The 5,709-nt window shown below is 69.5% G+C and carries 3 protein-coding genes; all 3 read left to right on the forward strand.

The genetic code is table 11. From position 1 onward, the window contains the following. Nucleotides 1–365 precede the first annotated feature (365 nt). Nucleotides 366–572 (forward strand): hypothetical protein, encoded by a 207-nt coding sequence (locus tag MJ785_RS19080; RefSeq protein WP_239376959.1) that lies wholly within the window; start codon nt 366–368, stop codon nt 570–572. Between the two features lie 526 nt (nt 573–1,098). Further along, entirely contained in the window at nt 1,099–4,650 is a 3,552-nt protein-coding gene (gene nifJ, locus MJ785_RS19085) for a pyruvate:ferredoxin (flavodoxin) oxidoreductase (protein WP_370652991.1), read from the forward strand. 667 nt (nt 4,651–5,317) lie between these two features. After that, the coding region (locus MJ785_RS19090) for a protein-L-isoaspartate O-methyltransferase (protein WP_305039922.1) at nt 5,318–5,709 on the forward strand (392 nt) is incomplete at its 3' end.

Genomic DNA, 5,709 nt, shown 5'->3' on the forward strand with positions numbered 1-5,709 from the left:
GGGCGGTCTCCAGCGGTCAGTGCACCACCCGTATCGTGCTGGGATCCACGGGGTTCCGGCACGATACGGATGCCCGGATAATGCACTGACCGGTTGAGACCACCCATCTTCGTGCAGGAACAGAACTGCCGGTATGCTGGCGAGGGAATCGTGGTCATTGGAGGGACAACGGCCCCCCTTGATATCTCGATATCTCGCTGACGTTGGACGTATCCGGGCCCGGCACCATCGGGGTCTCACCCAACGGGCAGTACGTCACCGTGGACCCCAGCCGCGACAGTTCCACCGGGACACGTTCCAGGTTGGATAGCAGCGATACTTCCCCCGCGCCTTCGGTTACGGCCGGTGTTCCCGGGACGACGTCGATGTCGGTCACCGACGCGAGTGCTGTCACTGCTGCCGGCGACGGGCCGCGCGGCGTGTCCTCCGCCCGGCTCGCCTACCTCGGCGACGAGACCACGCCACCGACCCGCCGTCGGCGCGACCTCGCGGATCTGGTGACCGACGTGGACGACGAGGGCGCCGCGTTCGGGGTCGTGGAGCGGACGCTGCGCGCGGCCACACCGACATGATCCGTGGGCTGGTTTTCGCGCCTGACGGCACCGTCCTCGCCTCCGGCGGCGAGGACGCCACGAATCCGCCTGTGGGACGTCTCCATCGGACGAAGCGTCGGGCAGTTACCCCGGGCCAGCGGCGAGATCATCTGGGCGTTCGCCGGGAGCCCGGACGGGAGCCAGCTGGCCGTGGCAGGTGGCCCCCGAGGTCCTGCGCTGGCCGCTGTCGATGGCCGCGTGGGCAGCCCAGGCCTGCACCCTCACCGGCTGTGACCTCACCCGGCCGTGACCTCACCGCGGCCGAGCAGGCCCTCTACCTGCCGACCACGGAGTCATCCCCGCAATGCCCGGCCCGGACGGACGTCCAACCCGGCGGTTGATCCACGGGCCGGCGGGGTCCGCGCGGACCGGGCCGCCCGGAGACGGCGGTGAGGCAGCCCGCGAGCCCGTGACGTTCGACTGCCGAGTCGCCATGATCTACGTCCTGTGCGGACGGGACGACGTCCTTCGCCGCATGGGCCTGCGCCCGTGCAAGTCTTGGTTCATGAAGCAGCGGACAATCGACGGCAACGAGGCAGCTGCTTCGGTGGCATATCGGGCAAGCGAGGTCATCGCCATCTACCCGATCACCCCTGCCTCGGGCATGGGCGAACTCGCCGACGTGTGGGCAGCCGCGGGGCGCCCCAACCTGTGGGGCGGGGTACCCGAGGTGGTCCAGCTACAGAGCGAGGGCGGTGCCGCCGGCGCCGTCCACGGTGCTCTGCAGACGGGTGCACTGTCCACCACCTTCACCGCGTCGCAGGGGCTCCTGCTGATGCTGCCGAACATGTTCAAGATCGCCGGTGAGCTCACGCCGATGGTGCTCCATGTGGCCGCCCGGACCGTGGCCACCCAGGCCTTGTCGATCTTCGGTGACCACAGTGACGTGATGGCCGCGAGGTCGACCGGCTTCGCCATGCTCTCCTCGGCGTCGCCGCAGGAGGCGCACGACCTCGCCGCGGTCGCGCATGCGGCCACGCTGCACACCCGTGTCCCGTTCCTGCACTTCTTCGACGGCTTCCGCACCTCGCACGAGCTGAACGAGGTCACGCTGCTCGATGACCCGGCCCTGGCCGGCCTGCTGCCCGACGGGCCCATCGACGCGCATCGCCGCCGCGCGCTGTCGCCGGACCATCCGGTGATCCGCGGCACCACGCAGGACCCCGACACCTTCTTCCAGGGCCGCGAGGCGGCCAACACCTACTACGCGGCGGTCCCGGGGGCCGTCCAGCGTGCGATGGACCAGTTGGCCGCCGCGACCGGCCGAACGTACCGGATCTTCGAGTACCACGGTCACCCGGAAGCCGACCGAGTCGTAGTGATCATGGGTTCCGGCCGGTCGGCGGTACGCGCTGCGGTCGACCGGCTGGTGGGGCGTGGGGAGCGGGTCGGGTTCGTCCAGGTCCGGCTGTACCGTCCCTTCGACGGTGCGGCGTTCCTCGCCTGCCTGCCACCGGCGGTGCGTTCGATCGCAGTCCTCGACCGGACGAAGGAGCCGGGCGCGCTGGGCGAGCCCTTGCGGCTCGACGTGCTGGCAGCGCTCGCGGAACGACCCGAACGCATGCCGCGGGTGATCGGCGTCCGCTACGGGCTGGCGTCGAAGGAGTTCACCCCCGCGATGGCGGCGGCGGTGTTCGAGGAGCTGACCCGGGACCGCCCGCGGCGCGAGACGACGGTCGGCATCGACGACGACGTCACCCACCTGTCCCTCACCGTGAACGAGGCGGCCTTCCCCGAGCCGGACGACGTCTTGCGCGCCGTGTTCTACGGGCTCGGCAGCGACGGCACCGTGGGCGCCACCCGCACCACCGCCGGCATCGTGGGCGATCACACCTCGCTGCATGCGCAGGCCTACTTCGTGTTCGACTCCAAGAAGTCCGGCTCGATGACGGTGTCGCATCTGCGGCTGGCGCCGCGGCCGGTCGATGCGCCGTGGCTGATCCGTGACGCCCAGTTCGTGGGCTGCCACCAGTCGTCGCTGCTGGACCGGGTCGACGTGTTCGCGGCAGCGGGGCAGGGCGCCACCGTTTTGCTGAACACCTCCTACCCTCCGGAGCAGGTGTGGACGCACCTGCCCACCGAGGCCCAGCGGCACCTGCTGGACAGGGACGCCCGGCTGTTTGTCGTCGACGCCGACCAGGTGGCGGCGACGGCCGGCATCCCCGGCATCGTCAGCCCCGTGCTGCAGACCTGCTACCTGCGGTTGTCCGGCCTGTTCGAGGCGGACGCGGCGGTCGCCGCGGTGAAGAAGGGCGTCCTCGCCAGCCAGCGCAAGCGCGGTGAGGAGATGCTGCGTCGCAACGCCGCGGCCATCGACGCGGCGCTGAACGCACTGTGCGAGGTCGACCTGCGCGGCTGTGCGGTCAGCGGAACCGTGCGCCGACGTCTGGTCGGTGACGTGCCTGAGTTCGTCCGGCAGGTCACGTCGCGGATCATGGCCGGTGAGGGTGACCAGCTCCCGGTCAGCGCCCTGCCGGCCGACGGCACCTTCCCGGTGGGCACGGCCCGGTACGAAAAGCGCGGCATCGCCCGCGAACTACCGGTCTGGGATCCCGACCTGTGTGTCAGCTGCGGCAAGTGCGCGATCGTCTGCCCGCATGCGGCGATCCGGATGACCCTGTTCGACCCGGCCCGCCTCGCCGACGCCCCCGCATCATTCCGCCACACCCGCCCGAAGGATCCCCGGCTTGGCGAGTACCGGCTCACGATCCAGGTCGCGCCGGATGACTGCACCGGCTGCGGTGTCTGCGTCGAGGCCTGCCCGGCGAAGAGCCGCGAGATGCCCGACCACCGGGCCCTCGACATGGTCGACGCCGCCTCCCGCTTCGATGAGGAACGGATCAGCTGGGCCTTTCACGAGACCCTGCCGGCGGTCGAGCCGGGGTTGGCCTCGGCGACCACTGTCCGCGGTTCGCAGCTGCGGGAACCGCTGTTCGAGTTCTCCGGCGCCTGCGCCGGCTGCGGCGAGTCGCCCTACCTGAAGCTGCTCACCCAGCTGTACGGCGACCGCATCGTGGTCGCCAACGCCACCGGCTGCTCGTCCATCTACGGCGGGAACCTGCCCACCACACCGTGGACGACCAACGCCGATGGCCGCGGCCCGGCCTGGGTGAACTCCCTGTTCGAGGACAACGCCGAGTTCGGCCTGGGCATGCGCCTCGCGCTGGACGCCCGGGCCCGGGAGGCCCGCCGTCTGCTGCGCGCCGAGGGCGCGCTGCTCGGCGACCAGCTCGTCGACGCGATCCTGGACGCCGACCAGTCCACCGAGGCCGGCATCCTCGACCAGCGGGCCCGGGTGGCTGAACTACGACGCCGGCTGGGGGGCGTCGACCACAGCGCCCGGCTGGACGCCCTCGTCGACGACCTCGTCGCGAAGAGCGTGTGGATCGTCGGCGGCGACGGCTGGGCGTACGACATCGGCTTCGGTGGCCTCGACCACGTGCTCGCCTCCGGGCGCGACGTCAATGTGCTTGTCCTCGACACCGAGGGATACTCCAACACCGGCGGGCAGGCGTCGAAGTCGACGCCGCGGGCAGCCGTCGCGAAGTTTGCCGTCGGCGGCAAGCGGACCCGCAAGAAGGACCTCGGTCTCGTCGCGGCAGCCTACGGCGACGTGTATGTCGCCCAGGTGGCGCTCGGTGCCAACGACGCGCACACGGTGAAGGCCTTCAACGAGGCGGCCAGCTGGGGTGGCCCGTCACTGATCATCGCCTACAGCCACTGCATCGCCCACGGCATCAACATGACCAACGGCATGGCGCACCAGAAGGCCGCGGTACGGTCCGGCTACTGGCCCCTGTACCGGTTCGATCCGCGCATGGAGGAGCAGCCGTTCTCGCTCGATTCCCGGGCGCCGTCGATCCCGTTCAGCGAGTTCGCCGCGACCGAGTCCCGCTTCGCCCGGCTCAGCATGGCCAACCCCGAGGAGGCCGACCGGCTTGAGGCGCTCGCGCAGCGCGACATCCTCGGCCGGTGGCAGAGTTACGAACACGAGGCCGCCCAGGACCGCACACCGCCGCGGAAAGCTGACCCTGTCGACGGCACCGTGACCGCGTAACACCTGGCCGAACGGTGCCCGGCTGTTCGTCGTCCCAGACGGCGGACAGCCGGGATACTGTCCGCCGCGCATCGGCGATCTTCTTGGACGTGAGCTCTCCGATCCGCAGCTCGATCTCGGGTGTCTGACCGGTGACGAGTTCCTTCGCCTGGACTGTCAGTGCACCACCCTGGTCCATCCGGAACGTGATGTCGATCGGCGGGCCCTGCGGCAGCGGAGGCAGCCGTTCGATGCGCCTCTGGCCGACAGGATCGGGTTTGAGATGCACACGAGCCGACGCGGCCAGGGGCGTGCGGGGCGACCGCGACAGTCACACCAAAGGTGTACACGTCTGGCTACACTTTGACGATGCTGATCGAGACGTTGTCCATACGCGAGGCGCGCACAGCTGCCCCGGGTGTTGGCACGCTTCCGCCACCCTCGACGCCTACATCCCAGGTCATCACCTGTCTCGATACGTATCAGTCAGCCAGGAGATTGGCATGGGAAAACATCGCGGCGGAAACAGCGACGACTCGGGCAGCTCCGGTGGTGGCCGCCATCGCCAACCGCAGACCTGCGCACGGTGCAACGGACGCGGGACGGTCACCGTCGGAGGCGACGGCAAGGACGGCAACAGCGCGGGAGAGACCAAGACGTGCGGGGTCCGCGCCGGAAGCGGGACAGTGTGAACCGCGCGGACTTCATCCCAGACGTGATCTGGACGTATGACGAGGACGGCTGGGCAATCCCCGTCAACCGCCACGACAACCCCAGGAAATGGCATGAACTGGTCGAATCCGAAAGCTGGATCATAACCCAAGTCGACGACGGGAAGCTGCAAGACGGCAAGGGCCTGATCCCCACCAGCTCGTCCAGTGCTCTGGACGTCATGGCCCTGATGCTCAATCTCCTCGACGTGCAGACGGGCATGAACGTCCTGGAGATCGGTGCCGGCACCGGCTACAACGCCGCGCTGATCGCACAGCAGGTCGCCCCCGGACGGGTGACAACGATCGAAGTAGATGAGGAAATCGCCGAGCACGCGCGGCGGGCCCTTCGCAGAACAGGCCTGCCCGT

This window comes from Protofrankia sp. CiT1 (assembly GCF_917627335.1).
Lineage (GTDB): Bacteria > Actinomycetota > Actinomycetes > Frankiales > Frankiaceae > Protofrankia.

What these genes read in the sequence shown, in the direction of transcription:
- MJ785_RS19080 (WP_239376959.1), top strand. Translation starts at nt 366, where the DNA reads ATGTCGGTCACCGACGCGAGTGCTGTCACTGCTGCCGGCGACGGGCCG.
- nifJ (WP_370652991.1), top strand. Translation starts at nt 1,099, where the DNA reads ATGAAGCAGCGGACAATCGACGGCAACGAGGCAGCTGCTTCGGTGGCA.